This is a genomic window from Amycolatopsis sp. cg13 (genome assembly GCF_041346965.1).
Lineage (GTDB): Bacteria > Actinomycetota > Actinomycetes > Mycobacteriales > Pseudonocardiaceae > Amycolatopsis.
Genome location: NZ_CP166848.1, coordinates 519,952 through 544,797 on the forward strand (window position 1 = coordinate 519,952; position 24,846 = coordinate 544,797).

At 73.1% G+C, this 24,846-nt stretch carries 18 protein-coding genes; 11 read left to right on the forward strand and 7 right to left on the reverse strand.

Annotated elements, in window-relative coordinates:
• Positions 1-1,119, forward strand: a complete 1,119-nt coding sequence (locus tag AB5I40_RS02135) for a DUF58 domain-containing protein (RefSeq protein ID WP_370936718.1) — start codon at positions 1-3, stop codon at positions 1,117-1,119.
• Entirely contained in the window at positions 1,116-3,233 is a 2,118-nt protein-coding gene (locus AB5I40_RS02140) for a DUF3488 and DUF4129 domain-containing transglutaminase family protein (RefSeq protein WP_370936719.1), read from the forward strand. Before AB5I40_RS02135 ends, AB5I40_RS02140 begins: the two co-directional genes overlap by 4 nt.
• A gap of 11 nt (positions 3,234-3,244) precedes the next feature.
• Here the strand turns inward: AB5I40_RS02140 and AB5I40_RS02145 are convergent, their stop codons facing one another.
• On the reverse strand, positions 3,245-5,251 hold the full coding sequence (locus AB5I40_RS02145; RefSeq protein WP_370936720.1) for a protein kinase: 2,007 nt from the start codon (positions 5,249-5,251) through the stop codon (positions 3,245-3,247).
• Positions 5,252-5,414: 163 nt separating this feature from the next.
• On the opposite strand from AB5I40_RS02145, the gene AB5I40_RS02150 reads away from it, so the two are divergent.
• From AB5I40_RS02150 to eccB, 4 genes are all read left to right on the forward strand, one after another.
• Positions 5,415-5,759: a hypothetical protein gene (locus tag AB5I40_RS02150; RefSeq protein WP_370936721.1), complete on the forward strand. Its 345-nt coding sequence runs from the start codon at positions 5,415-5,417 to the stop codon at positions 5,757-5,759.
• Positions 5,760-5,779: 20 nt separating this feature from the next.
• The gene (locus tag AB5I40_RS02155; RefSeq protein WP_370936722.1) at positions 5,780-6,454 is read left to right on the forward strand and encodes a hypothetical protein; all 675 of its coding nucleotides are present in this window, start codon (positions 5,780-5,782) and stop codon (positions 6,452-6,454) included.
• A gap of 299 nt (positions 6,455-6,753) precedes the next feature.
• Positions 6,754-8,127, forward strand: coding sequence for a type VII secretion integral membrane protein EccD (gene eccD / locus AB5I40_RS02160; RefSeq protein WP_370936723.1), 1,374 nt, complete (start codon positions 6,754-6,756; stop codon positions 8,125-8,127).
• A gap of 6 nt (positions 8,128-8,133) precedes the next feature.
• Positions 8,134-9,564 (forward strand): type VII secretion protein EccB, encoded by a 1,431-nt coding sequence (gene eccB / locus AB5I40_RS02165; protein ID WP_370936724.1) that lies wholly within the window; start codon positions 8,134-8,136, stop codon positions 9,562-9,564.
• A gap of 389 nt (positions 9,565-9,953) precedes the next feature.
• Here eccB and AB5I40_RS02170 read toward each other — a convergent pair whose 3' ends face one another.
• Genes AB5I40_RS02170 through eccCa form a run of 5 tightly spaced genes read right to left on the reverse strand, consistent with a single transcriptional unit; the run spans position 9,954 to position 17,306 of the window.
• Entirely contained in the window at positions 9,954-11,144 is a 1,191-nt protein-coding gene (locus AB5I40_RS02170) for a hypothetical protein (protein WP_370936725.1), read from the reverse strand.
• 10 nt (positions 11,145-11,154) lie between these two features.
• Positions 11,155-11,571 (reverse strand): hypothetical protein, encoded by a 417-nt coding sequence (locus tag AB5I40_RS02175; protein WP_370936726.1) that lies wholly within the window; start codon positions 11,569-11,571, stop codon positions 11,155-11,157.
• Complete coding sequence (locus tag AB5I40_RS02180; RefSeq protein WP_370936727.1) at positions 11,553-12,944, reverse strand: hypothetical protein; 1,392 nt, start codon at positions 12,942-12,944, stop codon at positions 11,553-11,555. The genes AB5I40_RS02175 and AB5I40_RS02180 overlap by 19 nt, the downstream gene beginning before the upstream one ends.
• Before the next feature lie 5 nt (positions 12,945-12,949).
• Positions 12,950-13,309: a hypothetical protein gene (locus AB5I40_RS02185; RefSeq protein ID WP_370936728.1), complete on the reverse strand. Its 360-nt coding sequence runs from the start codon at positions 13,307-13,309 to the stop codon at positions 12,950-12,952.
• A complete protein-coding gene (gene eccCa / locus AB5I40_RS02190; protein WP_370936729.1) occupies positions 13,302-17,306 on the reverse strand; it encodes a type VII secretion protein EccCa in 4,005 nt (1,334 codons plus the stop codon). The genes AB5I40_RS02185 and eccCa overlap by 8 nt, the downstream gene beginning before the upstream one ends.
• 135 nt (positions 17,307-17,441) lie before the next feature.
• Here eccCa and AB5I40_RS02195 point away from each other — a divergent pair, with 135 nt between their 5' ends.
• The gene (locus tag AB5I40_RS02195; protein ID WP_370936730.1) at positions 17,442-17,789 is read left to right on the forward strand and encodes a hypothetical protein; all 348 of its coding nucleotides are present in this window, start codon (positions 17,442-17,444) and stop codon (positions 17,787-17,789) included.
• Positions 17,790-17,802: 13 nt separating this feature from the next.
• The gene (locus tag AB5I40_RS02200; RefSeq protein WP_370936731.1) at positions 17,803-18,105 is read left to right on the forward strand and encodes a hypothetical protein; all 303 of its coding nucleotides are present in this window, start codon (positions 17,803-17,805) and stop codon (positions 18,103-18,105) included.
• 470 nt (positions 18,106-18,575) lie between these two features.
• Here AB5I40_RS02200 and mycP read toward each other — a convergent pair whose 3' ends face one another.
• Positions 18,576-19,853 (reverse strand): type VII secretion-associated serine protease mycosin, encoded by a 1,278-nt coding sequence (gene mycP, locus AB5I40_RS02205; RefSeq protein ID WP_370936732.1) that lies wholly within the window; start codon positions 19,851-19,853, stop codon positions 18,576-18,578.
• Positions 19,854-19,969: 116 nt separating this feature from the next.
• Between mycP and AB5I40_RS02210 the strand changes: the two genes are divergently transcribed.
• The 3 genes from AB5I40_RS02210 to AB5I40_RS02220 are packed head-to-tail and all read left to right on the forward strand — an operon-like array spanning position 19,970 to position 24,845.
• A complete protein-coding gene (locus tag AB5I40_RS02210; protein ID WP_370936733.1) occupies positions 19,970-20,305 on the forward strand; it encodes a YbaB/EbfC family nucleoid-associated protein in 336 nt (111 codons plus the stop codon).
• The gene (locus AB5I40_RS02215; RefSeq protein WP_370936734.1) at positions 20,302-20,637 is read left to right on the forward strand and encodes a hypothetical protein; all 336 of its coding nucleotides are present in this window, start codon (positions 20,302-20,304) and stop codon (positions 20,635-20,637) included. The genes AB5I40_RS02210 and AB5I40_RS02215 overlap by 4 nt, the downstream gene beginning before the upstream one ends.
• The gene (locus AB5I40_RS02220; protein ID WP_370936735.1) at positions 20,634-24,845 is read left to right on the forward strand and encodes a hypothetical protein; all 4,212 of its coding nucleotides are present in this window, start codon (positions 20,634-20,636) and stop codon (positions 24,843-24,845) included. Before AB5I40_RS02215 ends, AB5I40_RS02220 begins: the two co-directional genes overlap by 4 nt.
• Position 24,846 lies beyond the last annotated feature (1 nt).

Consider the following 24,846-nt stretch of genomic DNA (forward strand, 5'->3'; position numbering starts at 1 on the left):
GTGCGGCTCACCCGCCGCGGAATCGCGGCGCTCGCCGGTGCTGTGCTGGGCTACGGGCTCGGCGAACTGGCCGGATACCCGCTGCTGCGCGTGCTCGCCGGGATCGTGGCGGGCGCCGTGCTCGCCGCGGTGCTCGTGACCCGGGCCCGGCCGAAGGCGGAGGTCTCGCGGTCCGTTCACCCGGAACGCATCGAACGCGGCCGTCCGGCACTGGCGACTTTGGCGGTGCGCAACGAAAGCGAGCGACGGCACGGCGGGTTCTCCGCGCAGGACTGCGTTGGCGCGGACACGCGCGAGGTGCAGGTCCGCGCGCTCGCGCCCGGTGCTGCGGCGACCTACCACTACGAGCTTCCGACTAGTGCGCGCGGCAGGCTCGAGGTCGGGCCGCTGGTGCTGCACCGATCGGATCCGTTCGGGTTCGCGCGCGCCGACCGGACGCTGGGCGCGGCGGCGTGCCTGTGGGTGTATCCGCGGCTGAACCCGATGCGCCCGGCCGCTTCCGGCCATCCGCGCCACCACCACGACGGCCCGATCACCGACCCGCCGCTGCGCGGTTCGGCGGACCTGCTGGCCGTGCGCGAGTACATGCTCGGCGACGAAGTCCGGCACCTGCACTGGAAAGCCAGCGCGCGAACCGGACGATTGATGGTGCGCGACTACGCCGATCCGGCACAGTCGCGGCTCACCGCGGTGCTCGACACCCGGTCGGACGCGATGTGGCCGGAGGTCTTCGAAGAAGCCGTCGAAGTCGTGGCGTCGTTGCTGTACGCGTCCGCGATGGCGGGCCAGCACTGCCGGTTGCTGACGTCGTCCGGGCTCGAAACCCCAGTGGGGAGCGGGGTTCCGACGGCCCGCTTGCTGCTGGACGAACTCTGTCTGGCCGCGCAGGATTCGGACGATTCGCTGCTGCTGCCCGCGGCGCGGCTCGCCGGTGCGCGGCCGGGCGGGGCGCTGGTCGTGGTCACCGGACCGCAGGCCGATCTCGGGGCGGCGCTGCGCTGGCGGCCGGACACCGTGATCCGGCTGGGCGTTCGCGAGCCGGGCGTGCGCGCCGGTTCGATCGACGCGGTGGATGCGGCGGACGCGGCGGCGAAGTGGAATGCCCGGGGCGAAGGGTGAACGCCCGGTTGGCGGTGACCGGACTGCTCGGCTCCACCGCGGTGGCCGGGTTGTTGTTCGCACCCGTTTTCGGATTGTCGGCGCTGCTGTTGCCGGTGCTCGTGGTCGTGCTGCTCGGCTATGCGAGCGCCGAACTGTGCCTTCGCTTGCCTCGGCTCTCGGCGTGGCGTCCGCTGATCGTGCTGGTCGCCGGATTGCTCGGAATCGTTGAGACCACGCTGTTTTCGACCACCATCTCCGGGCTGCCGACGGGAGCCTCGCTTCAGGGATTGAGCCATGGCCTGACCGAGAGCTGGCTGCAAACCCTGCAATCGACCTGGCCCGCGCGGCCGGACGCCGGACAGCTGTTGTTCGTGCCGCTGGCGGTGCTGCTGGCCGTCGTGCTCGGGCTGGAACTGTTGCTGCGCCTGCGAATGCCGCTCGTGGCACTGCTGCCGAGCCTGGCGGTGGCGGGTCTGGCGCAGGCGTATCAGGCGCTTACCGGTTTTACCGCGCTGTACGCCGCCGTCGCGTATTTCGCGCCAGCCGGACTGCTGCTGTGGGCGTCGCGGTCTGGCGGCGGTTCTCTGCGGCTTCGGCGGCCGTCCGGTTCGGCCATGGTGGCGGTGCTGCCGCTGGTGGTGGCGATCGCCGCCGGAGCACTCGCTTTCGGCGGACTCGACCCGGCGGGGCGGGTGCCGTTCCGGCTCGCCGACGGCCATCCGGTGCCGCCCCCGCAAACCCCGGTCAGCAACCCCCTCGACGAGATCGCCGGGCAGCTGGCCGATCCGGCGCGTCCGGTGTTCAGCTACCGAAGCACGGCTCCGGTCGACCGGTGGCGGCTGGTCGTGCTGAACGGGTTCGACGGGGCGAACTGGTCGGCCGAACCGAAACTGCGCCGGCTGGGCGCGCGGATCGACGGCGTGCCCGGCGCGCCGGAGGTCTCGGCTGAGCTGAGCGTGCCGCCGCTGTCCGGGCCGTGGCTGCCGAGCCAGCCCGGCTTGACCAGCGTGACCGGCGCCGCGCCGCTGGTGGATCCCGGTGCGGGCGTGCTGCTTTCGGCATCCCCGGGCGGGCAGACCGACTACCGGATGACCTGGTCGGCCCCGGAAGCTGATCCGAAATCTCTAGCCACAGCACCAGTCGACGCGGACGCGCCGGGCGGCCTCAGCGGTGTCGGCGCGGTGCCCGACGACGTCGCGCGGCTCGCCTGGACCGCGGTGCACGGCCTGCGCCCGACGTTCCAATCCGCCTTGCAACTGCAGCGATTCCTCCAGCAGAACTACCAGCTCGCGGTCGGCGACGACCTGCCGACCGGGGCGTCCTGGCCGCAGTTGCGGCAGTTCCTGACCGTGTCGAAACGCGGGACGAGCGAACAGTTCGCCGCCGCGTACGTCGCGCTGGCCCGGATCACCGGCATCCCCGCCCGGCTCGTGGTCGGCTATCGCGGTGCCGACACCGCCGGAGCGCACGTCGTGCACGCCGGGGATGCACTGGCGTGGCCGGAGGTGGCGGTCGCCGGGGTCGGCTGGGTGCCGCTGGACCCGACGAAGTCCGCCGCGACGTCCGCCAAGTCGTCCGGGCTGGCGGGTGCGGCGGGACGGGCGCAGTCGCAGTTGCCGCCGCTGGAAAAACTCCAGCCGCCGGTGGCGCCGCCGGACAGCAAACCGGAAGCGGCTTCGTTCGTCTCCGGATCGGCTGGCTGGCCGTGGTGGATCGCCGCGGCAGTCGTACCCGGGCTGATGCTGTGCGCGCTGGTCGCCGTGCCCTTGGCGAAGCTTCTTCGGACGAGACGCCGACGCCGCCGCCTCGGCAAAGACGCGATTTTCGGTGCGTGGGCGGAAGCCCGGGACCGGCTGCGCGCCCACGGCGTCGCTTACCGGGTGGGAATGACACCCCGGGACCTGGCGGAATCGGCCGGGTCGGCGCTGGGGGAGCGGGTGCGGGATCCGGTGCTGCGGCTGTCCGGGGTGATGGATTCGGCGCTGTGGTCGCGATTCCCGCCGTCGGAGAGCGCGGTCGGCGTGGCGTGGATGGAAATCCGGGAACTGCGCCGGGCGCTGGCCGGACGTCCCTTGCCGAGCCGGGTGCGCGCGGTCTTCGACCCGCGTTCGTTGTTTCGGCGGTCTGCTTAGGACGGTGCCGGTCAGGACGTGCAGACCGCGCCGCGGATCGGGACCGGGGGAGTTTCGTAGACGTGGCTGCCGTCCGTCGCGCGGATCTGGAAGCAGTATTTGCGCGCCGGGTCGACCGGGACCGACATCGTCCGATTGCGGTGGGCGGTGAGGACCATCGGCGGGATGCGCTCGGCCCCCACGACGACCGCGAAGTCCAGATTCCCCTCGGCAGTCCAGGTGAGCTTGATCTGAGTCCCGAGATCGGCGGGTGCGGCGAGGGCGAGATGCACGTCCGGCACCGGGGCCCGCTCGGCAGGCGGCAGCTGCCCGGACGACGGCGCGTTCGCGAGGGGGAGCGCGGGGCGGGGGTCCTGTTTCGAGGTGAGCATCGGGATCGCGATCAGCGCGCCGACGGCCGCGACCAGTCCGGCGGCGAGTGCGGGCCACCAGGCGATGCCGGGGAGCTTCTTGGCGCGGCGGGGTTCTTTGGTGTCGTCGAAGGTGTGCAGGAGGGTCCGGCCCGGTGTTGGGGTGGTTGTGCCGGAGAGGTTGTGGGGGTGCTGCGGAACGCCGCCCAGACCGCCGGGTTGCCGGGGCGCGGCGAAGCCCGGCTGCTGGGCGGGGTGGGAGGAGTCGGCAGGTTGCTGGGGTGCGCCGGAGAAATCGCCGGGTTGCTGCGGTGCACTGCCTGAGCTGCCGGGTTGCTGCTGGGGCGCGGCGAAGCTGGCGGGCTGCTGGGCGGGGCTGGGCCAGTCGGCTTGGCGAGGTGCGCCGGGGAAGCCCTCGGGCTGCTGCGGCGCGCCGCCCGAGCCGCTGGATTGGTGCTGGGATGTGGTGAAGCCGCTCGCCGGTTGGGCAGGGCCGGGCGAGTCGGCGGCTTGGTGCGGTGCGGCGATGGGACCGCCGTCTGGTTGCTGGGGTGCTTGGCCGACTCCGGGCAGCTGCGGTGCTGGGCTCTGCTGATGTTGTGCAGTGCCGGGACCTCCGGGCGGCTGGTGGAGTGCGGCCAAGCTGCCGGGCTGTTGGCCGGGCCAGTCATTGGCTTGCGGTGCCGCGCCCCCCAAACCGCCGGATTGCGGAAGGGCGGCGGAATTCCCGGACTGCTGGCCTGAACCGGGCCAACCGCCAGCCTGGGCAGCGGCGAAACCGCCAGCCCGCGGCGCGGCGCCAAGCCAGCCTCCGGGCTGCGGCACCCCGCCGAACCCAACCTGCTGCCCATGCCCCGCGAAATCGTCGAATTCCACCTCGGCCGGAGCAGCACTCGCCTGGTACAGCCGCTCCAGCGTCTCCGCCACCGCGGCCGGATCCTGCGGGCGGTCCGCCGGGTCCTTGGCCAGCAGCCGCCCGATCAGGTCGACCAGTGCGGGCGGCGCCCCGGGCACCCGGATCGGCGGCACGGGATCGCGGAACACCTGCAGGATCCGTTCGGCCCGCTGCTGCCCGGTGTGGCGCGGGAACGGCGACGAACCAGTGAGCGCCGTGTAGAGCACCGCGCCGAGGCCGTACAGGTCGCTGGCCTCGGAGAGGGCGTCGTCGCGCAGCGTTTCCGGCGCGGCGTAGTCCACCGCGTGCAGCGGATCGCGCGGGAAGCGGCGGCGCAAGGCCAGTCCGAAATCAGCAAGAGCGAGCTCCCCCGAACGGCGCAGCAGCACGTTGTGCGGCGTCACCCCGCCGTGCACGACGCCCACCTGATGCGCCGCGGCCAGTGCGGCGGACACGGTCCAGCCGACGGCGAGGACGTCGCGCACCGGAAGCTGTCCGTCGAGCAGGTGCGCCAGCGACCGCTGGCACAGCTCCATCCGCACGCCCAGACGGCCGCCCGACAGCTCGCCGACCTCGTCGGCCGGCAGGATCGCCCGTTCGCCGCGCACGGCGGCGAGTGCCTTGCGTTCCCGGTCGAACCGGGCCGCCGTGTCGCGGTCGAGGACGCCGTCGAACACCTTGACCGCCACGTCCTCGCCCGCCAGCCGGCCCGCGTAGACCTTGGCGACCGGTCCCTCGGCGAGCAGCCGTTCCTCGCCCACCCCGATGCTCATGACCGCCATTCTCCCCTGTGCGGCCGGATCCGGCGCAATGCCCGGGCAGGTTCCTGCCTCGCGTGCGCGTGTCATCGAAACCTCATCCGCCGCTGCCTAGTTTCGACCCCGTCACCACAGCTTCGGCGGCCGCGCGCCGCCTGGAACGGACAAGGAACCACCCATGGACATCTGGCACATCCTCGCCAAGCCGATCCTCACCGGCCTGATCATCTTCGGCGTCGGCTGGCTCAGCATGACGATCCGCAAGCGCCGTGTCGCCCGTACGGAAGCCGCCGCTCCGGCTCCGGTGGAGGACCGCTCGCAGGCCGTGCTCCGGCAGGCGCAGCAGTTCGACGCCGAGCGCGAGGAGCTGGCCGCCCGCGGACAGGACGCGCTCGCCAAGGCACGCGCGGCGGTGGACAGCTGGCAGGAACTCGCGCAGCTGCGGCCGGGCCGCTTCCAGTCCGAATTGCAGGCGGCTTCAGCGCGCCTGCATGAGTTGAGCGGGTCCGCGCGCACGGCCTGAAAACCGAAGGGGGAATTCCGATGTCCGCCGCCTTGTGGACCGGCCGTCGCGCCGAACCCGCCACGGTCGCCGCCGACGTCGCCGCGACTGTGCGGAAGGAACTCGGCCTCGCCGCCGCTCCGGCGGCGATGACCTTGCCGGGCAACAGCACCGGCGTCCCGGCAGGCAGTCTTCTGCCGCCGCGCGAACGCTTCAGCGGCATGCCCGCGCCGACCGACTGCTTCGTCTACCTCGACGCTCAGCAGCCCCGCCCGTTCGAACTCCGGGCCGCGGTGATGAGCGGCCGCACCGCGGTGCGCCGGGCGCTCGGCTTGGGCGCGCTGGTCTACGCGGTGCCGCTGCGCCTGCCGAACCCGGTCCGGGCTTCGCTCAGCGCACCCGGCGGCCGGGGACTTGCCCCGTTCGAGGGCGACCCGGCGGTCGCGGACCGGCTGAACGCCGACGCGGGCCTGCTCGAAGCCGCCAACCGCCTGTCGAGCACCCGCGCGGGCCAGACGAAAACGCTGCCGAGCGGCACTGCCCGCCAGAGCTGGGACGTCGATCGCCTGCTGATGATCACGCCAGGTGCGGACAGCGCGGTTCTGGTGGTGCGCACGCTGCACCGCGTGGTCTCGTCCGGCTGGCAATTGCGCGCGGACACCGTCCTGGACTTCGCCGCCCGGCTCGAAACGACGCTGTGCGGAGTGCGCGGCTGAACTCGCGCCGAACCGTGCCCTCGCACCGGCCCAATCCGGTGCGAGGGCACGGTTTTGTCGTGCGCGGGAGTGAACCGCCTGGGGAGAAAGCGCTGCGCGGCAAGCGAAATACCGGAAGTGCGCGCCGGTGCGGGTGACGTTCACGCGGCCCGGGTCCGCTCTGGCCGTTCCCCGAAGCGGGTCGTGCTCGTGCGTCGGTCCCGCGGCTGAGCCGAACTGTCCATCATGGACGGTCCAGGGGCGCGGCAGGTTCCTGCCTCGGCTCCCCGCGCGAGCCGGTTCCGGCCGATCCTGGAGGCATGCAGACCGCTGGCCTCCTCAGGATCACCGTCGCCGCACCGCGCCGGCGCATCGACATGGCACTGCCCGAGCACGCGCTCGTCGCCGAGCTGCTGCCCGGCCTGCTGGCGCGGGCCGGCGAAGGGCTGGCCGACGAGGGCGCCTCCGGCGGCGGCTGGCAGCTCCGCCGGGCCGACGGCACCGCGTTCGACCTGAACCGGACGCTCCGCGCGTATCGCGTGGGCGACGGCGAGATCCTCCACCTCACCCCGGGCGACCTCGACTGGCCGGAGCCGGAGTACGACGACCTCGTCGACGCGATCGCGACCGGAGCCGGCCGGACCGGCGGCAGCTGGGGACCCCGGCACACGCGGCGAGCGGGGTTGGCTGCCGGGGCGCTGCTGGCGCTGCTGGGACTGTTCGCGGTCCTGCGCGCCGGACCTCCCTGGGGGACGCCCGCGCTGTGGGCTTTCCTGGCCGCGCTGGCGCTGCTGGCGGCCGGGGCGGTGCTGGCGCGCGCGGTCGGCGACGCGGCGGCGGGAGCGGTCCCGGCCGGGGTCGCGCTGCCGTACGCCGCGGTCGGCGGGGCGCTCGCGCTGGCGGACGGCCATTCGCTGGCCGAGCTGTCCGCGGGGCAGGTGGTCCTCGGGGGTGCGGCGCTGCTGGTGGCCTCGGTCGTCGGCCTGCTCGCGGCGACCGCGGCGCAGCCGTTCTTCGTCGCGGCGGGCACGGCCGGGGTGTCCGCGGTGCTCGGCGGGTCGCTGGCGTCGGCTGCGGACCTGACCGGGGCACAGGCCGCGGCCGTGGTCGCCGGCGGACTCCTGCTGCTGTCCATCGCTTTCGCGCCGATGGCCCTGCGGTTCGGGAAGGTGCCGATGCCGGTGCTGCCGCGCTCGACCGCCGATCTCGTCCGCGACGATCCGCAGCCGCCGGTCGCCAAGGTGCACGCGGCGGTGGCGCGCGCGGACGGGCTGCTGACCGGGATGCTGTGCGGGGCGGCCGCGGCCGTGCTCTGGTGCGAGCTGTCGCTCGCCGCCGCCGGCCAGCCCTCCTCGGTGGTGCTGCTTTCCGTGCTGTCGGCCGGATTGCTCTTGCGGGCGCGGTTGTACCCGGTGGCCCGGCAGCGGATTCCGTTGCTGGCCGCCGGGCTGTTCGGGGCGGCGTGCCTGGCGGCCGGGCCCGCGGCCGCGCTCCCGGGCGCCTCCGTGCTGGCGATCCTGTTCGCGCTCGCCGCGGTCGTGCTGGCGGCCGGAGTGCTGCTGAGCACCCGGGCCGCGAACCCGTATCTGGGCCGGGCGGGCGAATACTGCGAGATCGTCGTCGTCGCCGCGGTGGTGCCGCTGGTGTGCTGGGTGCTCGGCCTCTACGCCTACGCGCGCGGACTGGGGGGCTGAGCCGTGGTGTCCAAAAGGGACCAGCTGCAGGCGTACCAATTCCTGGTGCAGCGGGCGATTTCCGCGCTCGTCGCGCGGGAGACGGATCCGGAGCAGCCGCCGTTCCGGCGTCCGGCGGGCGCGGCGTTCGTCAGCCTGTCCCTGGCTGTCGTGTCGCTGGCGGTGGTCGGCCTGTTCGGGATGATCTCGCCGGGAGGCGACGAATCCTGGAAGAAGAATTCCGCGGTGATCGTCGAGAAGGAGACCGGCACGCGCTACGTCTACTTGAACGACCGGCTCTACCCGGTCGCCAACTACGCGTCGGCGCTGCTGCTGCTCGGCGACTACCGCGCCGCGGAAGAGGTTTCGCGCAATTCGCTGGCCGGGGTCCGGCGCGGTCCGCGGATCGGCATCGCGGACGCGCCGGACGCGCTGCCGGGCGCGGACCGGCTGCTGACCGGATCGTGGTCGCTCTGCTCCGTTCCGGCCAGCGACGCCGCGGGAAGCCGGATCGAGGAATCGGTGCTGCTGGCCGGAACCGGCCCCGGCGGCGGCGCCGAGCCGGGGGACGGCGCGTTGCTGGTCCAGCTGGTGTCGAACGGGGACCGCTACCTGGTCTGGCACGGGCGCCGGCACCGGATCGCCGACTACGACGCGGTGGGCACGGGACTGGCGCTGGCGTCCCAGCCGTGGCTCCGGGTCGGCCAGGCATGGCTGGACGTCCTGCCGGAAGGCGCCCCGCTCGGCCCGCTCCCGGTAGCACAGGCGGGTTCGCCGTCGACCGCGGTGCCGGGCCGAGAACTGCGCACCGGGATGCTGCTCGTCGTCCAGTCCGCGGGCGGCGGGCAGCAGTACTACCTCGCCGGGCCCGATGCCTTGCAGCCGATCACCGAGCTGCAGTACGACATCCAGCTCGCTGACGCGCGGCTGATGACGGCCGCGTATCCAGGCGGCCGGCCCGCCGCGGCCCAGCTGGCGCCCGCGGAGGCGGCCGCCGCACGGCAACTCGACCCGGCCCCGGCGGCGGCGGACGCGGCGCCGTCGTCGCGCCCGCCGATCGTCCGGCTTGGCGACGGCGAAGCGACCGTGTGCGCGACTTTCGCACCGGGCCAGACGGCGCCGTCGCTGCGCCTCGACCCGTCCTTGCCGCCCGCGGACCCGATGGCGGCCACCGCTCGCCGTTCCGCGGACGGCACCCCGCTCGCCGACCGCGTGTACGTCCCGCCGGGTTCGGCCGCGCTGGTCGAAGCCATGCCGTCCGCGCAGGCGCCGGCGGGCACGCTGACCCTCGTCACCGACCTGGGCAGGCGGTATCCGCTGGCGACGCCGGAGGTGCGGAAGATCCTCGGCTACGGGGCCGCGCCGCCGGTCCGGCTGCCCGCCGGGCTGGTGTCCCGGCTGCCGGAAGGGCCGAGCCTCGACCCGGAGGCGGCCAAGCGCCAGACCCTGGCCGGCTGACCCGGCCCGGAACGCTGGACCCGGGGAGCGGCGTTCTGGGCGAGGCGCGGAACAGTGTTGCCGCGCAAGGAAAACCTGGTTGCGGCGGTGAGTGACGGGCGGGCTCGGGCGCCTGCCGCCGGACGGTGCGGCGGGAACAGTGATTCCCGGCAGGGGAGTGCCGAACATCTGACTTCGCTCCGGTCGGTCCGGGCGTTGCCGCGCCCGACATGATTCAGGACGGCGCCGTTCGCTTGCCGGAACAGCGTTCGCTGGCAAGAGAAACGCGTCGGCCGACTGGTGCCGGGCGGCCCGGGGCGCCCGATCCGGGGCAGCGCGGAGAGAACAGTGTTTCCGGCAACGGAAAAGCGCCGGTCGACAACCCAGTCGACCGGCGCTTTTCCGTCCGCTCAGCGCGTGGCGGACCAGAGATCCTCGTCGAGCGGCGGCCCGGACTCGTCCGGGCGCCTGCGGGCGGACAGGGTGAATCCGGCCGGGTCGCCGGCGCCCGCGCGCCCGCGCAACGCCGAGGGCACCCCCTCCGTGCGTTTCGCCGGTTTCCGGGCGGAGCCCGAGCGCCCGGTCGGAGACTCGCTCGAGCCCGGCCGGAGCGTGCCGGAGGACATGCCCTGGCCGAGCCCCGGCATCATCGGCCCGGCGGTGCCAGGAGCCGCGGCCGCCGCCGGGGTTTCGGCCCATCCCGCCTGGACTTCTCCGGCGAGACCGGGGGCGCGCTTGCCGGTGACGGGCCTCGCCGCGGGCAGCAGGCTCGCGGCGGTCGAGGCCCCGGCGAGACCCGGCAGCCCGGACACGGCCGGCGCGCCTCCGGCTCCGGGCCCGGGCAAGGGGCCGAGCGAGCCGCCCGCGGCGGACAGCGCCGCGGGCAGATCCGGGCTGAGACCCGCCAGCGAGAGACCGCCCGAGTGCGCGGGCGGGAGTGCGGAGCCCGCGTCGCCGCTGCCGCCCAGTGCGGAACCGAGGCTCTGCAGGTCCTGGAGATCGTCAAGGCCCGCCGAGGCGAAGCTGACGCCGGACGTGGCCGCCTTGATGAAGTCGGCGGGCGAGTTGCCTTCGGCGGAGGCGTTGCCGCCGGGCGCCGACGGAAGCACGTCGCCGGGTGTTTCCAGCCCCGCTCCGGAGACCACTTTGAGCATCGACATGTCGAAGTTCCCGCCCAGCTCGGTCATTTTCGTCGCGGCGGCTTGCTGCAGGGGCAGCGCCGCGGCCGCCGTCAGCGGGTTGTAGGCGACAGCGGTGTAGGACGCGTGCAGGCCGGTCACGATCGCCTGCGTCGCCTGGACGTCGGCGGCCAGGGTCGTCAGCGTCGCCGGCACCTGGGCCGCGTCGAGCCGCTCGCCCCACATCTTCAGCTCGGCGAGCGTCCGCTGGATCTTCTCCTCGTGCGCCCGCCCGGCCTCGTCCGTCCATTGCGGACTCAGCTCGCCGGCGCGGGTGTTGAGCAGCGTCTGGGTCTCGCCGACCCATTCCCGCACCTGTGTCCACATCTTCGCGGCGTCGAGGAGGGCGGGAGCGTTCGCGCCCTCGGCCTCCATCATCGGGAAGAGGGTCTCCATCGGGAACAGGTTGTAGGGGACTGTCATCCGAGCCTCCTCAGGCAGTCTTCTCGGCGGCGGCCGGTGCGGCGGATCCGGTCTGCCCGGCGGAGGCGGACTGCGCGGCGGACGACGCGGCCACCTGCTTGACGAGGTCGATCCCTTGCTTGGCGAGCTTCGCCGTCGCGGTGGCGAGGTCGAAGGCGCTCGCCACGTCAGCGGCGCTGTAGGCCAGCCCGGACGCCTTGGAGCTGGCGGAGAATCCGGCCATGTCGTTGCTGACCTTCAGCATGAACGCGGTCAGTTCGGCGGTCGCCGCCTTGTCGAGCAAGGACATCGCGATCCCCTCGAACATGCCGGCCAGGCTCGGCGCCGTGCTCAGCCGTCCCATCGACGGCGGCAGCTGCGGCGCCACGAGCTGGCTGGCGAACGCGCTCATCGCCTCGGGACTTCCGTTCACTTCTGTCGCGGCCACGTGACCCTCCTCGGTTCGGTGTCTTCCTGGACTTGCCAGAGGTCTTCGTCGAGCACCCGGTCGTCGGCCGCCGGCCGCGCGCGCCGGTCGGCCGGCGCGGCGGGCGCGGGCTTGCGCCCCTTGCCCGAGCGCCCGCGCAAGGGCACTCCCGGGGTCGCCCCCGGTTTCCGGGCCCGCCCGCGGCCGGGGCGCGGTTCTTCGGCGTCGCCCGGTTTGACGCCGCCGCTCGGGCTCGCGCCCGCGGTACGCGGCGGGTACATCGGCGGCATCCCGCCGCCCGTCGCCCCGGTTCCCGACGCCGCGGCCGAATTCGCCGACGCGGGAACCGGCATGCCTGCCATCCCCGGCGGCGCGGCGGCGTTGCCGAGCGGTCCGGCGCCGCCGACAGCGGGCAACGCCGCGCCGCCGAGGCCGCTCGCCCCGCCGAGCCCGCCGGCGCCGCCCCCGTCGAGTCCCGCCAAAGCGGGCAGCCCGCCGCCGGCGCCGTCGAGATGCCGCAGGTAATCGGTGAGGTCGGCGGGGGACATCGAAGAGAGATCGGCCGGATTGAAGTCGCCTGCCTGCGGCCCGAGACCGGACAGATCGCCGCCGGAGCCGCCGAGCAACTGCTGGGCCGACTGCGCGGCCTGGCTCAGCGCGTCGACGAGTTTCGTCCCGTCGTCCAGCAGGTTCTGAGCGGAATCCGGTTGCGTCGGGGCGCCGGGGCCGCCCGGTTGCTCCGGACTGCGCGGCTCTTGCGGCCCGCCCGGCCCGTCCGGGGCTGCCTGAGCGGCCGGGCCCGGATCGGCGGCGGACGGTCCGGGTCGGCCCGGCCCCTGCGGCGCGGCCGCGCGCGGACCGTCCCAAGCCTTCCCGACGGCTTTCGCCATCGCGGCTCCGACGTCGGCGTATTTCGGGACGAGCGCGTCGAGGAGCGCGCCTAGGTCGTTCCGGGCCTTCTGCTCCAGCATCGGCTTCACATGCGCGGGCAGGCTGTTGTAGCTGTCCCGCAGCCGGGTCGCCTCCGGCAGGGCGTTCTGGATCGCGGCGACCAGGTCGTTGATCCGGTCGACGACGTGCGACGCGCTGACGCTGCCGCTCAGGTTCAGCTGCCCGGGCAGTGTGGCGGTGATCGCGAGGGAAGGATCGTGCCACGACCAGATCGAGTTGAGGCCGCGGTGGACCTGCTCGGCGAACAGCCGGCCCGCGTCGTCCGGCCAGCTGGCGATCAAGTTGTTCGTCTCCGACCGCAGGGAGGCGCACTGGTAGTCGAGCCACGCGGCGACGTCGCGCCACATCGCGGCCGCGGCGACGAGCCGGGGCACGTGCTGGTCGTGTTCGGCGGTGAGCATCCGGTGCTGGTCGTCGACGGAGTACGCGGCGTATCCGGCCACGGCGGCTACCCCCGTTCCAGTTCGGGCGACGAATCCGGCAGGCCCTGCCCGTTCTGCGCGGCGAGCCCGGCCAGCAGCCGCTGCCGTCCGGCGAGGTCGGCTTGGACGTAGGCGACCGCGCTGCGGTGCACGAACGTGCTGTAGGCGGCGAATCCCTGCGTGAGATGGGTGATGAACCGGTGCAGTTCGGCGGTGCTCCGGTTGTCGGCCGCGGCCAGCGCCCCGCATTCGAGCATTCCGCCGTCGCACAGCGGATCCGGTTCGCGCACGACGGTGCGCGGCACCGGGAAAGCGGAGAGGCTGCCGAGCACGTTCTCGGAAAAGCGCTTCATCTGGTCGGTTTCGCCCGCGACTTGGTCAGCCATCGGTCCCTCCCGGGTTCGCGGGGCAGGCTTCCTCTTCGGAAAGCCAAGCCACCTGGACGAGGTCCGTGCGCGCCCGCCGGTCGACCAGCCAGCCGCGGCCCGGCGGCAGCACCTGTGCCCGCATCCCGCCGAGCAGCGGGCCTTCGTCGCGGTCGCCGGACATCATCAGCCCGGGAGCGCCGACCTCCCGCAGCCTGGCCAGCACCGGTTCGAAGAGGCCGCGCCCGGCGCCGCCGGTGCGCCTGGCCAGCACCACGTGCAGGCCGATGTCCCGGCCCTGGGCGAGCAGCGGGAGCAGCGGCATCAGGGGATGCTCGTCGTGGGTGGCGACGAGGTCGTAGTCGTCCACGAGGACGTAGATCTCCGGGCCGTGCCACCAATCGCGCGCCCGCAGCTGTTCCGGGGTGACGTCCGCGCCGGGCAGGCGTTTGGCCAGCGCCGCCGCCACCTCGGCCAGCATGGCGCGGGAATGCGCGTCGTTCAGGCCGGTGCCCAGCAAGTGTTCTTCGCTGATCTGGCCGAGCAGCCCGCGCGTGTGGTCGACGAGCACGATCCGGGCCTCGTCCGGGGTGCAGGCCCGCGAGATCCGCCGGGCCAGCACCCGCAGGAACGACGTCTTGCCCGATTCGGTGTCGGCGAGGAGGAAGAAGTGCGCGTCCGCGGCGAAGTCGAGCCGAAGCGGAGCCAGGTCCCGTTCGCGCACTCCCACGGCGAATCCGGCGTGGTCGCCGGTCAGCTCGTCGGCGGCGGGCAGGTCGGCGTAGGGAAGCGTGCCCGGCAGCAGGCGCACCGCCGGAGCGGACTCGCCCGGCCATGCCCGCGCCACCGCCGAGACCAGCGCGCTGACGCCGTCGGCGAGGTCGTCCGTCCCGGACTCGCCGTCGATGCGCGGCAGCCCGACCAGCATCTGGTGCCCGCTCATCGCGATTCCCCGTCCCGGCGCTCCCGCGGGCACGCCCATCGCCGCGCGCCGGTCGACGATCGAGTCGATCGGGTCGCCGATCTTCAGCTCGAGCCTGCTGGCGAACAGGTCCCGGACGTTCATCCGGAGATCGAACGCCCGGCTGCAGGACGCCACGACGTGGACGCCGTAGGACAGCCCGCGGGCGGCGATGTCGCCGACGACGTCCTCCAGTTCGGGAAAATCGTTGCGCAGGGTCAGCCAGCCGTCGACGACCAGGAACACGTCGCCGTGCGGGTCGTCGGCGAAGCGGCCTTCGGCGCGCAGTTTGCGGTAGGTGGCGATGCCGTCGATCTTGTGCTCGGCGAATCGGCGTTCCCGCTGGGCGAGCACGGCGGCGACTTCCGCGACCGTGCGGCGGACCCCGCCGGTGTCGAGCCGGCCGTGGACGCAGCCGACGTGCGGCAGCCCGGCCATCGCGGCGAGCGTTCCGCCGCCGAAATCGAGGCAGTAGAACTGGACCTCGCGCGGGGTGTGGGCGAGCGCCAGCGACACGACGAGCGTGCGCAGCGCGGTGCTCTTGCCGGTCTGCGGCGCTCCCAGCACCAGCAGGTGCCCCGCGGCCCCGGACAAGTCGAGGACCAGCGGATCGCGGCGTTGTTCGTAGGGCCGGTCGACCAGCCCGAGGATCGGCCGCAAGGCTCCGGCCAGCGCGGGCGCGGTCACGACGAGACCGCGTTCGGGATGCGTGTCGAGCGGCGGCAGCAGGGAGTCCAGCGGAGCCGACTCGGCCAGCGGCGGCAGCCACACCTGGTGCGCCGCGGCGCCTTGCCCCTCCAGCCGGTCGACCAGGATGTCCAGCAGGGTTTCCCCGACCGCCTCGTCCGCGCCCGGCGGCTCGCCCGCCGCCTCGTCGCCGGGGACGGGGTCGGGCGCGACGTACCCGGTGGTGTATTCGTGCAGGACGAGCTGCTGCGCCGCGGCCGGCCCGGCGGGCCCGCCGGTGCTCCGCTGGTACACGCCGGAGACGTAGGCGGAACGGAAGCGGTCCATCGGCTCGGTGCTGACCTTGAGGAATCCGTGTCCCGGCGCGCGCGGCAGGCGGAACGCGTCCGGAACCGACAGCACCGTGCGGCTTTCCATCTCGGAGAACGTGCGCAGGCCGATCCGGTAGGACAGGTGCCCTTCCAGCCCGCGCAGCCTTCCCTCGTCCAGCCGCTGCGAGGCGAGCAGCAGGTGCACGCCGAGCGACCGGCCCAACCGTCCGATCTGGACGAACATGTCGATGAAATCCGGCTTGGCGGAAAGGAGTTCGGAGAATTCGTCGCAGATCACCAGCAGCGTCGGGACCTCCGGCAACGGGGCTCCGGCCTGCCGCGCCTTCTCGTAGTCGCGCAGGGAGGAGAAGTTCCCGGCCGCGCGCAGCAGTTCCTGGCGGCGGACGAGCTCGCCGTTGATCGCGTCGGTCATCCGGTCGACGAGGTGCAGTTCCTCGGAGAGGTTGGTGATCACCGCGCTCGTGTGCGGCAGCTTGTCGAGCCGGGTGAAAGTCGCGCCGCCCTTGAAGTCGACCAGGGCGAAGTTCAGCGAGTTCGGCGGATGCGTGACGGCCAGCGCCAGCACGAGCGTCCGCAGCAGTTCCGACTTCCCCGAGCCGGTCGCGCCGATCAGCAGCCCGTGCGGCCCCATCCCCTCCTGCGCCGATTCCTTGAGGTCGAGTTCGATCGGCGCGCCGTCCGCCTGCACCCCGAACTTGACCCGCAGCCGGTCGCGGTTGGGGCGGGGAGCCCACGTTTTCGCCGGGTCGAATTCGTACGGGTCGCCGAGTTCGAGCAATTCGGCGAGGCCGAGTTCGGCGTTCATCGGGGCGTCGCCGCGAAGGCCCGCGGTGAGCCGGAGCGGAGCCAGCTGCCGGGCCAGCCCCTCGGCAGCCTCCCGCCCGAGCGTGTCGGCCCGGCCGAGCGGTGCTTGTCCGTCGAAGGTCTCGCTGGTCATCGTGCCGTCGGCGGCGACGGTGAGGACGACCGAGGCGCGATCGAGCGCGCGGGGCGGGGCGGTGCTCAGGTCGAGCACGGTGACGCCCTCCACGCCGCCGCCGGTCATCAAATGGTCCGAACCGGCCGTGTCGCCGCCGTCGACCACCACGACCAGATGCGGTCCGCTGACCCGGACGTCGACCTCGGGATCGAACCGCGGCCGCTTCGCCAGCTCCTCTTCGAGCAGGGACTCGAGGGCCGGAATGGTCTGCGCGACCAGGCGCAGCGAGCCCAGCGCGTCGGTGCGTTCGGGATGCAGGGCGTGCGGCAGCCACTTCAGCCATTCCCAGCCCGCGCGTTGCTCCGGTCCCGCGCACACCGCGATCCGCAGGTCCTCCGACGACTGCAGAGTGGCCAGCTGGGCCAGCATCGCGCGCAGCAGCCCGGTCGCGGCCGCGCGGTCGCCGCGGAGGTGGATGCGGCTGAACCCGTTGACCGCCACGGCGATCGGGAGATCGTCCACTGTGGAATGCGAGGTGAGGAACCGGCGCAGGGCCAGCGCGGACAGCGGTTCCAGCTCCTCGAGCGGTTTGGTGTCCGGAGCGACGAGCGACAGCGCCGGGCTCTGCGCCCCGCGCCCGATCCGGGCGACGGCGAAGTCCTCGTCGTTCTTGCGGCGTTCCCACAGCCGGCAGCTCGCCGCCAGCGACCAGAGAGTTCCCGGTTCCGGGTGCAGGTACTCCATCGCCGTCCGCTGCCGGAGCACGGCGCGGCGCAGCCGGAGCCGATGCTGCGCCAGATGCCGGAGGTACTTCCGGCGGGCCCGTCCCATTTCCCGTTTGCTCGGGCCGCCGCCCTGCAGGAACCCGGTGACGGCCATGCCGAGCATGCCGACGCCCATCAAGCCGTAGACGACGTACCGGATGCCGCTGCCCGCCGAACCGGAGTACATCAGCACCATCGAGCCCATCATGGCGATCATCGGCAGCATCATGAACAGCTGCGTCCACTGCCGCCCCGGCGCCGGCGGGATCTCCGGCGGCGCCTGCAGGATCAGCTCCCCGGCGGGCATCTCCGGCGCCGGTTTGCGGGCCGGCCTCTTCACCACGACTGTCGCCATGCCACCGATCGTGGGCGATCCGCGGCCCCGATCGGGCGCGATGGCAGGAACGTGCCGCGGGCCCGGACCGGACCGCCCGGGTCCGTAACTTCGGCAGGGCAAGCGAGCGGACCGGAACCAAGCCGAGGAGCGCGCATGACCGGTAACCAATTCCAGATCGAGTTCGGGGCGGCCACCCAGCTGGTCAACTCCACCGAGGACAGCATGGGACAGCAGAACTCCCTGCGGGCGCGGCACACCCAGAACCAGGCGGAGCTGGTCTCCGGCAGCCTGGCCGGGCGCGTCCAGAACGGGGCGTTCGCCGCCAACCAGGCGGGACAGGACGACTGGAGCAGTGCGGTGCGGCCGCACGGCGACCGGATGGTCGACAACACCCGCCAGGCCATCCAGGTGCACGCGAGCGGGCAGGACGAGTCGTTGCACGCGGTGAACCAGCAGCACTACGGCGGCGGGCACATCCACTCCGTCATCCACGGATCCTGAAAGGAGAGGGAACATGACCTCGGGAGACGAATTCAAGGTCGTTTTCGAATCGATGGAAACGGCGTTCTCCAACGCGGGCAAAACGGCCGCGGAACTGACTCAGCACTCGGAAGAACAGACCAGCCGGATGCGGAACATGCTGAGCGGCCAGTGGACCGGCGCGGTGGCCGACGCCAACACCCAGGCCTACCAGATGCAGCAGAAGCGGACCGGCGAGCACGCCGACGCGACGCACGCCGAGGGCGTCGCTTACCGCCAGGTCGGCGAGATCGGCCAGAACGTGCTGCAGCAGGCGATGCGGATCGTGCAGTCCTGACCGGCCCTGTTCGGCGGCACAAAGAGCGGATGCCCGGCCGGGCATCCGCTCTTTCGCTGTCAGAGCGGGAAAATCCGCCGGGTTGGTTCGCCAGCGGCGGAGTGTCCGGCGTGGCCCGACGAGACCGTCAGTGCCGGTGCGCAACCTGCTGCTCCGGTGTCACGCGGCCTGGGCTTCGGTGTGTGCTTCCGGTGCCGCGTGGGGGAGCGTTGCGGGGCAGCGGCGGGCGGCTGGTTCGTCTGCCCGGCCGGACAGGCGCTGTTGTTGTCTGCCAGAGCTGGGATATCTGCTTGGGCGGCCCGCCAGCGGCGTCGTCTTCCGCGTGGCGCGACGGCGGCGGCTGACGCCCCTCAGTGCCGGTGCGCACCCTGCTGCTCCGGTGTCACGCGGCTTGGGCTTCGGTGTGTGCTTCCGGTGCCGCATGGGGGAGCGTTGCGGGGTGTGCGCGGGCGAGGTCGTCGCTTCCCCTGTCAGAGCAGGAAAATCTGCTCGGGCGGCTCGTCGGCGGGGCGGTGTGCGGGAACCGGCGGGGCGAGCGCGGCCCGCCAGCGGCGTCGCTTTCCGCGCGGTACGGCGACAGCGGCTGCCGCTACCAGCGCCAGCGCGCAGCCGGCGGCGCCGAGGAGCCACGCGGCCGCGGCCCCGGTGTGCGCTTCCCACGCCGCGTGGGCGAGCTGCGCCCGGTCGGGCGGTTGCGGGGCATACGCGGGCAAGGCGGCCGGTTCGCCGAGGTCGAGGCCGTCGGTCACCGCCCGGTAGGGATCGACCAGGCCCGCTCCGTAGGCGGGGCTGCCCGCGCCGCCGCGGGCGGGGCTCGCGGTGGCCTTGATGCGCTGGATCACTTGCGCTGCCGTCAATCGCGGCCAGGCGGCCCGGACCAACGCGGCGGTTCCGGCGACGAACGGGGCGGCGAAACTCGTCCCGTCGTCGTAGGCGTGCCCGCCCGCCCGAGTCGCGGCCAGCACCTTGACGCCCGGGGCCGCCACGCCGACGTACGGCCCGATCTGGGAGGCGGACAGCCGCGCCCCGTCGATGTCGACCGCGCCGACCCCGAGCACTCCCGGATAGCCCGCCGGGTAGGACGGGAATCGCGCGGCCGCGTCCTGCTGCGCGTTGCCCGCCGCCGCCACCACGACCGCGTCGCCGGCCACCGCGTAGGCCACCGCGTCCCGGATGGCCGGGAAGTCGTCGAGGCCGGCGAGGGACAGGTTGATCACCTTGGCGCCCTGGTCCGCCGCGTAGCGGATGCCGTTCGCCACCACCTGCGGGTCGATCCGCTGGACCTGTCCTCGGTCGCTGACGTCGCGGTCGCTGACGCGGACCGGCAGGATCGCCGCGCCGGGCGCGATTCCGGCGAAGCCGATGCCGGGCGCCGGGTCCGCGGCGATGATGCTGGCGACCCCGGTGCCGTGCGACACGCAGTCGAAGTCGCCGGGCAAGGCCCCGTTGAGGTAGAAATCCCGGCCGGGCAGGATTTTTCCCGCCCGGCGCAACTGCGGATGGTCGGCGTCGACCCCGGAATCCACCACCGCCACCAGCACCCCGTCGCCTCGGCTGTACGGCCAGGCCCGCTGCGGAGCGAGCAGCTGCTGCGCCCACGGGAGCGCGGGCACCTCGGCCTGCGCCGGACTGGGGTCCTGGCAGGCCCCGGCGGGCGGCGCCGCGGCGGCGGCGCCCGCCCCGGCGATGACCTGGACCGCGGTCGCGGCCAGCACGGCGGCGAGCGCGAGTGCGCGATGTCGTTTCACCGCACCATAGTCGGGCCGGCAGCGGGCCGCCGGACGACCGTGGCCGCAACCGGACACAGGACCCCGCCACCGTCGCGCCCGGTGCACAGTGAGTGCCGAGGCGTGGGAGGTGCACGATGGAATCCGCACGGATGGCAGCGGGAATCCGGGCCGCACAACAGCGGATGGGCGAGATCCGCGCGGTCGCGGAATCGGACGACGGCTTGGTCGCCGCGACCGTCGGCGGCTCGGGGGAGCTGCTGGACCTGTGGCTGGACCCGCGCGTCTTCCGGCGGCCGGATTCCGCCGCGCTGGCTGGGGAAATCACCGCGACCGTCCGCCGGGCGGCCGCGCTCGCCGCGGACGAGGGCTTCGAAATTCTCGAAAAGTACCTGGAACCCGGTGCCTCGCCGGAGAACGCCGACCTCAGGTTCGACCCGCTGCTTCGCGAACTCGAGGGAGGCTCCCGGTGAGCTCGCGCGTCACCACGAACCAGGACGGCCTCGTCGAAATCTACCTCGACGACACCTACCGGCAGCTGGACGCTCTGGGCACGACCGCCGACACTCTGCACACCCGCTGGCAGGCCGCCGAGACCGCGTTGTCGAGTGCGGGAAAGCTGGGCAACGGCCCGATGGGAGCCGCGTTCCAGAAGGTGATCACGGCGGCGGACAAGCTCCACACCGGGCTGAACACCTATCTCGGCGAGCAGAATCCGTATCGCCGCATCGAAACCGGCGCGCGCGAGGCGGTCCGCGGCTACGAGGCCGGGGCCGTCGAGGCGGCCGACCAGTTCGGCCGATGAGCGGCTACGACGCGGTCGAGACACCGTGGGGCTGCTACGCGGACATTTCCGAGCCCACGGACAATGACCTGTGGCGGCACGTCGTCTCGTACGGCGGCTACCGGCATGACGAGCTGTGGCCCGCGGACAGCGCGGCCGTCGCCTCGGCGACCGGAGACGAATGGCTCGCCGGGGCCACCGCGGTGGACGAAGCCGTGGCGTCGAGCAGCGCCGTGTCGTCCGCGATCGAGCAGACGTGGCCGGATCCGGCAGGGGTGCTGCTGCGGCACAACATCTCGACGGTGAACACGGCCGGTCCCGGCGAAACCGGGATGACCCAGCTGTCGGGCGAGATGAAAGAACTGGCGCAGGCCTATCAGAGCTACGGGCACCTAATCCACGGCGTGAAGTCCACGATCCTGAAACAACTGGATTCCTACGACACGAAGTACTCCCTCGCCGGGCTCGCGGGCGAACGGATGAAACAGAGCTTCGCGCGGCACGTGGCCCCGTCGTTCGCCGCGATCATCACCGCGGCGGTGGACCTGCTCGAGGGGAAGGAGCTGCCGGAATCCAAGGCCCCCAAAGAGAAAGCGCACGGCCCGCTGGGCTTGCTCGAAAGCATGTGGGACGCGACCGTCGGCCAGCTGTACGGCATGGTCAAGGGACTCGCCGGGTTCGGGGAAGGCGGCTGGTCGTGGTCGAACCTCGGCGACGCCTGGGGAGCGCTGGGCACGCACGTGCTCGCCAACATCACCTACAGCCCGACCGGCTTGATGCTGGGGCTGCCGGTCCTCGACCAGACGGTCGGGCTGCCGGGTTTCCAGCCGGGAGACATGGGCTACCAGCTGTTCCAGCAGGCCGCGGATTTCATCGACGTCGACGACTGGGAGACGAATCCGTGGGCCGCGGTGGGCACGGACATCGGCAACGTGCTGACCGTGGTCGGGACCGACGGGGTCGGCGGCGCGCTGAGGTCGCTCGGCGAGGTCGCGGAGAGTTCGAAGTTCGGCGCGATCGCGAAAACCGGCAGTGCGGCCGCCCGCGCCGGGGACGCGATCCTGACCGCGAGCCCGTATCTGCATCCGTTCTCGACCACGCTGGTGAAGGGACTCGGGCAGGTCCCGAAGATCGTCGACCACCTTCGCACTCCCGGACGCGCAGGCCGTGAACTCGACGCCGCCGGGCCTTCGCACGTGCGGGACACCGATCGCCCGCCGCCGGCGGATCCGCCGCACGAGCCGCCGGTTCCGGGTTCGGTCGGCGAAGCAGTGGAAAAGTCTCCCGGCGGCACCGCCGGTCCGCACCCCTCGGCACCGGTGCGTCCTGCCGCCGACGCTCCCCGCACCCCGCCGGACGGCACCGGGCACAACCCGGCGGCCGCTGCACCGCCCGGTGTTTCTCCGCCGGTCCGGCCCGCCCCGGGAACTCCGGATGTGCCGGGCGGCCCGCGCCCGGTGCATCCGCGGCCGGACGCATCGCCGGACCCCGCCCGCCCGGCCGGTCCGCCGCACCAGTCCGTGCCGCCGGACGACCGGGTCGTCCCGTCCTCGCCTCCGCCGAGGCCGCCGACCGCCGCGGCGCCGCATCCGGCAGCGGAAGCAGCACACGTCGGCCCGCACCCGGGAGAGGTCCCGCACGGCGAGGGACGTCCTGGCACGGAACAGCCCGGTTCCGGCGCGGTCGCGCCACACCCTTCCGCCGAGACCGGGGCCGCCGCGGGCAAACCTTCCCACAGCAGTGATTCCCCGCCGCCGCAACGAGAACACCCGGACGCGAAGCCCGCCGAAGTCCGCCGCGAACCGGCCCAGCCGGTCACTCCGCTCGTCGAAGGACGGGAAGCGCCGAAAGAGGCGGCATCGGGTTCCTCGGGCAAGCCGCCGGGCGGCCCGCCGCGAAAACCGCCGGGGCCGGGGCGGGAGGCGGAACCGCCTGCGGAAGGCGAGCCGAACGGAAAGCCCGAGCGCGAACCGGACGGCGCCGAACCGCAGCGGGCGCCCGGCGAGACTCCCGCTCCCAGCAAGCTGCCGCCTGGGGATCCCGGCCTGCCCCCGCGCGACCAAGGGGCTTACGTCGCCCACGTCGACCGCAACACCGGCGAGGTGACTGTCGAACACCGGCCGGCGGAAGCCGAGCCGCCGTCCGCGCCGGACCGGGAGGGCCCTGCCCCGGATCACGGCCGCCCGGAGCCGCCCGGCACCGCGGAACCAGGACATCCCGGTGCTCAAACCGGGCTGCCGGCGCCGGGCAGCGACGAGGCGCGGCTGGAAGGGCACGACACCCACGACGTGCAGGACAACCCCCGGATCAAGGCGAGCACCAAGTTCCAGCTGGCCATGTTCGCCGGGCTGCGGATGTCGAGCCTGCTGCACAGCGGCTTCGACATGTGGGACATCTGGCACGGGGTGCCGCACCCGCCGACCGGCGGACCGACCGACCTGCCGTCGTCGAGGCCGAACCCCCGCGGCCCGAGGAGGGGGCCCGGCGGGAACCCGGACGGCACCGTCGCCCGGTTCGATCCCGACACCGGGACGTTCCGGCTCGTCCGGCCGGAAAACGCCGCGGCGGCTCCGGGCGTCAGGCCGCACCCCGAGCCGCCGCGGGAACTGCCGGAACGGGAAGGTCCGCGCGGTGCCGAGCCGGATTCCGGCCGTGGGGCCGAGAATCCCGACGGGGCGGCCCGCCGCGGTCCGGACGAGGATCCGGAGCCGCGGCCGGGGGACGACGGCCCGATCGGCCCGAATCCGCCGCCGAAGGGTCCGGATTCTCCGGAGCCCGGCGGCGGGCGGGCGGCCGAGCCCGAGCGGACTCCGCCGGAGTCGCGCGGTCCGGAGCGCGGCCGCGGGGAAGAGACCGCACCGGATCCGGAGTCGCCGGGGAAGCCTCCGGGCGGTCCGCCGCGGACTCCGCCCGCGCCGCCTCGGGAACCAGAGCCGCCGGAGGAGGGCGATCCGAAGAAGGGCTCCGACGAGGACGGGACCCATCGGGCACTCGACGAGCCGGCTCCGTCCCGCCTGCCGGAGGGAGACCCCGGGCTGCCGCCGCGCACCCATGACGGTCCGGTTGCCCATGTCGACCGGGAAACCGGCGAGATCAGCATCGAGCACGGGCCGCGGGAATCAGAGCCCCGGCCGCCGTCGCGGTCCGAAGGAGACACTGAATCGCCAGGTCCGCATTCGGAGGAGGCACGCCCCGAGCGCGGCCTGATGGACCGTGCGATCAACCCAGAGGAAAAAGCGCCGGACGCCGGGGAGCCCCGGGAGACCGGCGGCCCCGAGCGGGCGGAGCCGCCGGCGGACATCCCCGCGGAACTGGCCGCGGTCTGGGATCGGCTGCCGCCGGAGACGCGGGCGATGCTCACCGAGATGGCCGGCAGATTGCCCGAGAAGGCGTTGGTGAACAAGGTCGCCGGAATCGCGGCCAGCGTGGCGGGCCGGGAACGAGGCACCGCGCTCGCCGACGCACTCGACGGAATGGGGCCCGCCGAACACGCGGCATTGCGCGAGCGGTTGACCGCGGACACGGGGAAGGCGGCCAGACCGGCCAAACCGGCCGACGGGACGGTGTACGCGACGCCCGAGGACCTGAAGCAACTCGGGAAGGATTCCGGAAAGGGCCTGCTGGGCGAAGCCGCCGATGCCTGGGACAAGCTGGCGGAACTGGAATCGCGAGGGGTTCACGTGGATCACGCGTTCCAGGGCTTGATCGAGGATCTCGGCAACGCGAAAGCGGTGGCGCACGGAAACACCCGGACAGAGCTGTCACAGCTGCTCGGCGACGTGGACAACGTGCTCGCGGCCCACGCGCAATTGGACGTCGCGCTGGCGCTGACCGGCATGCACCCGGCCTTGCTGGCGGAGCTGGGGCTGCCCGGCCTCCGGATCGAAAAGCTCGAACAGCCGCTGGTGCACAACGGAAAGAAGACCGACATCGACATCGTCGCCAGGCTCGGCGACGGGACTCCGGTCCGGTTCGAGGTCAAAGACCAGAACGAATTCACGACGACCACGGTCAAACAGTCCGGGGAGCGGGCGCCGAACAAGAGTTTCGCGAAGGCCGAGAACCAGATCCTGCTGCAGCGTTCGTCGGCCGGGCCGGACGCGAAAGTCATCGCGCTGTTCACGCACGAGGTCAACCCGGAGGTCGCCGACCGGCTCGTGGCCGCCGGAGCCGACTGCGTCCTGCGCTACCACGGCTTCGAGACTTTTTCGATCGTCTCGAGCCGATGAG

Excerpts from the sequence above, each read along its gene's own strand:
- AB5I40_RS02195 (WP_370936730.1), top strand. The coding sequence starts at position 17,442 with ATGACCGGTAACCAATTCCAGATCGAGTTCGGGGCGGCCACCCAGCTG.
- AB5I40_RS02145 (WP_370936720.1), bottom strand. The coding sequence starts at position 5,251 with ATGAGCATCGGGGTGGGCGAGGAACGGCTGCTCGCCGAGGGACCGGTC.
- AB5I40_RS02200 (WP_370936731.1), top strand. The coding sequence starts at position 17,803 with ATGACCTCGGGAGACGAATTCAAGGTCGTTTTCGAATCGATGGAAACG.
- AB5I40_RS02170 (WP_370936725.1), bottom strand. The coding sequence starts at position 11,144 with ATGACAGTCCCCTACAACCTGTTCCCGATGGAGACCCTCTTCCCGATG.
- eccD (WP_370936723.1), top strand. The coding sequence starts at position 6,754 with ATGCAGACCGCTGGCCTCCTCAGGATCACCGTCGCCGCACCGCGCCGG.
- AB5I40_RS02150 (WP_370936721.1), top strand. The coding sequence starts at position 5,415 with ATGGACATCTGGCACATCCTCGCCAAGCCGATCCTCACCGGCCTGATC.
- AB5I40_RS02155 (WP_370936722.1), top strand. The coding sequence starts at position 5,780 with ATGTCCGCCGCCTTGTGGACCGGCCGTCGCGCCGAACCCGCCACGGTC.
- AB5I40_RS02185 (WP_370936728.1), bottom strand. The coding sequence starts at position 13,309 with ATGGCTGACCAAGTCGCGGGCGAAACCGACCAGATGAAGCGCTTTTCC.
- AB5I40_RS02210 (WP_370936733.1), top strand. The coding sequence starts at position 19,970 with ATGGAATCCGCACGGATGGCAGCGGGAATCCGGGCCGCACAACAGCGG.
- AB5I40_RS02220 (WP_370936735.1), top strand. The coding sequence starts at position 20,634 with ATGAGCGGCTACGACGCGGTCGAGACACCGTGGGGCTGCTACGCGGAC.
- eccCa (WP_370936729.1), bottom strand. The coding sequence starts at position 17,306 with ATGGCGACAGTCGTGGTGAAGAGGCCGGCCCGCAAACCGGCGCCGGAG.